Consider the following 3,385-nt stretch of genomic DNA (forward strand, 5'->3'; position numbering starts at 1 on the left):
ACGGTAGGTGAGTATTAATAAGAAGGGAGTCGGGAGTCGGGAATCGGAACCCACCCCTAACCCCTCCCAGGAGGGGAACGGGAATCGGGAATCGGGAGTTTGGGAAGCATTATTACTATAAGAACCCCATCTTATATATAATTATTTGGCATTTCTTGATTCAGCAACATCCGATCTTTACCTATAACCGCATCAAGCTTAGGGGCGCGAGCAACACCTGTAGGCAAAAAGCGAACTATTAGCGATCGCGTCCGCTAGAGCGCCCTAGTTAGTAAGATATGGGATTAAGAACGATCATTTTTTGCTTGAGATCCGGAAATAACCCAGTACAACGGTTTATTTATAACTAGAACTTTCTGAAGTTGGATTAAATAATTCCCACAATCCAACAAACCCGACAAAAAAAGTATAAATGCCATAATTTATAGGATTTTTATCACAACTGTTAGCTTTAAAAGCAGCGATTACACCTTCAATAAAATGGGAGATTAGAGCAATACTTCCTAGGCACAATGCAGCATAGAGGTTACTTGGTAGAGAGCCATGGGTTAACTGTAAATAAATATACCAAATTTCTAGACCTAAAGCGCAAGTAATTAAAATAGTAGATGTTATTTTAATTAGATAAAATAATTGATTTTTCATTATTAACTGTAACTAAAAGTAGCTATAGTCTGGAGATCGGGAAATCGGGAATTCCCATCTCCCCACACTTCCCTGTAAAAAAAATACCAATTAAAGTAAGGTGGGCAAAGTTCCATTATCTAAAATACTCAAAACAACCAAACTGCTTTTGCCCACCCTACAAGCTCTAGTGCTGCTAAAAAAAATTAGTACTAATAACGGCGTGGCACCAAGTTCAGCAAAACATCAGCAATAGCCTGGGAAATTGGTAAGCCAGGGCAAAGCTCAAGCCAGAAGAATTCTCCCACTGGATTCACCTCAAGAAATACATGGCGACCATCGGGAGTTAGAATAATATCAATCGCGCCATAGTTCAACCCAAAGTAATCCATTAGCTTCAGCAACTTTTCTTCCAGATCCTGGGGCAGCTGATAGGGCTGCCAAGCGTTTAGGGAATCAACGCCCCGTCGCCGCCAGTCATAACGAGCACCTGGAAACTGTTGAGAGTCTATCGAAGCAGTGAACACTTGCTTTCCGACAATTTTCGTTCGTAACTCTAGTGCCTTAGGCAGATGTTCCTGAAAGGTCATTGGACAGAACCTTAGTCCATCCAAGTTGTCCAAATCCTCCGGTTTGACCGGATTGGTAAACACTACCTGCTCCTGTCCCTGCTGATCATAGATGGCAAAGGATGAAAGCATCTTGGTGATTATACCTGACTCACATTCTTTGGCAAATTCCACCACTGCTGCGGGATTATTGGTGGTGAGGTTAAGAGGAGTATCTATCCCGAGTTCCCGTGCTACTTTTAGCTGTAACTGCTTATTTTTGGCTTGCTCAACCACAGGGACCCGATCCAAGTGGAAGCCATCGATACTGGCAATCATACCTTGGATAGTTACACGAGATTCTTGTACAGAGGCTTGCCGCATTTGCGGATCCATGGTGCTGGGAATTCTTGCCCCCATGGCAATGCGCCGATACCAAACTGCTGAGACCTCCTGCAAATCTAGCTTTTCTTCCTCAGACTTCAGGATTAGTCTTTCTGTATTCTTACCGTCTCTATTCTTACCGTAATAGACATCTAACTGGACTTCCGTGGGAAATCGGTCAGTATCAAACCGAAAGGCTTTCCCCCCTTTTTCTTCAATGGCTTTTACCACTAGGGGAATGCTTTGGTTGTCTTGGCTATGGGTAATAATTAAAACTGTCATTGTTAATAGGAATCGGGAATCGGGAATCGGGAATCGGGAATCGGGAGTAGGGAGTAGGGAGTAGGGAGTAGGGAGAATAAACTTGTTAAGTATCAATCAAAAAGTAAAAATAACAAATTATCAAAGTTAATTATTATGAATAATTAATACCCGAAAATCACAAAATATAGCAGAAGTCAGAAGTCAGAAGTCAGAAGTCAAACTCTTGCGCTTCTTGATGCAGTCGCTCATGGGGGAAACCCCCAAGACCGCGCTGCATCGCTTACTTAGGTTTGAGACTTTTGTCATGTCCTAACTGCTCTGGCGACTGCTATATTTGCATAAACACCTATTTTTTTTTAAAAAAATTTTATATAAAACATAAATAAATCATAGTTGATATTATTTTTTAATTTATCGGGTTGATTGCACTTATGCTGTACAGTTTTTATTAAAAAAATCATTAATAATGAGAGATATTATTGCCTTAAAAATATCTTTATTATTGCCTATTGCCTGTTGCCTGTTGCCTGTTGCCTTAATTGGCAACCTCAGACAACAAGGCATCTGCGATCGCATCAGAAATGGGGTAACCTAAATCTCGCTCTAGCATGCCCCATTCGCCAGTGGGGTTAACTTCTAGGAAGACATACTCACCGTCTGGGGTGACAATCATATCAATAGCGCCATAGGTTAGTCCCAACCTTGCCATCAAAGCATTCAGGCCATGGGCAACCTGACTGGGCAATTGATCAGGTTCCCAAGCACAGTCCTCTGGTTTAGCAGACCGCCAATCCATTGTTGTTGCAGAATACCGAGAAGCATCGAGAGCCCCTACAAATAGATTTCCCGCCACGAATGTTATTCGCAACTCCCGCTGTTTAGGAATCTCCTCTTGGAAGACCATGGGGCTATAGCGCAACATTTCTGCCTCTTGGAGGTCTTCTTCTTTGACAACGCTGGTATATAGGAAAAAAGAAGAGGCTTCCATACTATAGGAAAGAGGAGTAAGCAACTTAGCCACCATCTTTCCTCCAACCTCAGCAAAAAAACCCCGCATCCGATCTGGATTATTCGTGACCAGAGTGCGGGGAACGAGCAGACCAACTTCATTGGCAATTCTGAGTTGACGTGGTTTGTTTTCTGCCTCTCGGATTCGTTCTAACCTATCTACCCAACGAGCATGGTTGAGATGATCTAAGAAACCATCAATGGTTGCTAATGATTCCCTAACGCAAGCGTCTTGGAATTGGGGAGCTAAGTCTGGGCTGACTTGTGGATGCCAGAGTCGTCGCATCCAAACCCCTTGCACGTCTTCGGTTTTAATCGACTGTCCACTATAGTCTAACTGGTAACTAAGCCCCTCGCTACTGATCCCGGCTGCTAGTTGCACCTTACTGGGAAATTGATCCGTATCGAAGCGAAAGGGTTTAGCCGATACTTTTTGGCTACTAAAGTCTACCAAAGCAGACCTTAGCTCACCAATGCAAGCTGATTACTCAGCCAGGGTGTATCTACCAAAGCTCTTAGGAATATCCCGCGAGCGCCATTGATGTCGCGATCCATTA

3 protein-coding genes and 1 pseudogene are annotated in these 3,385 nt (G+C 43.1%); all 4 read right to left on the reverse strand.

All coding sequences use genetic code 11. The annotated features are described in order from the left end of the window. Nucleotides 1–336: 336 nt before the first annotated feature. Nucleotides 337–645, reverse strand: a complete 309-nt coding sequence (locus F6K38_RS37445) for a hypothetical protein (protein ID WP_008184757.1) — start codon at nt 643–645, stop codon at nt 337–339. Between the two features lie 191 nt (nt 646–836). Further along, nucleotides 837–1,838, reverse strand: coding sequence for an MvdD family ATP-grasp ribosomal peptide maturase (locus tag F6K38_RS37450; protein ID WP_008184760.1), 1,002 nt, complete (start codon nt 1,836–1,838; stop codon nt 837–839). A gap of 517 nt (nt 1,839–2,355) precedes the next feature. Then, nucleotides 2,356–3,282 (reverse strand): MvdC family ATP-grasp ribosomal peptide maturase, encoded by a 927-nt coding sequence (locus F6K38_RS37455; protein ID WP_008184762.1) that lies wholly within the window; start codon nt 3,280–3,282, stop codon nt 2,356–2,358. A gap of 8 nt (nt 3,283–3,290) precedes the next feature. Beyond that, a pseudogene (locus F6K38_RS44610) lies at nt 3,291–3,385 on the reverse strand (zinc ribbon domain-containing protein); the annotation flags it as partial.

The sequence above is a fragment of the Moorena sp. SIO3B2 genome, assembly GCF_010692525.1.
GTDB classification, from domain to species: domain Bacteria; phylum Cyanobacteriota; class Cyanobacteriia; order Cyanobacteriales; family Coleofasciculaceae; genus Moorena; species Moorena producens.

Bases quoted from the DNA above. Each gene is read 5' to 3' on its own strand.
- F6K38_RS37445 (WP_008184757.1), bottom strand. From the start codon at position 645: ATGAAAAATCAATTATTTTATCTAATTAAAATAACATCTACTATTTTA.
- F6K38_RS37450 (WP_008184760.1), bottom strand. From the start codon at position 1,838: ATGACAGTTTTAATTATTACCCATAGCCAAGACAACCAAAGCATTCCC.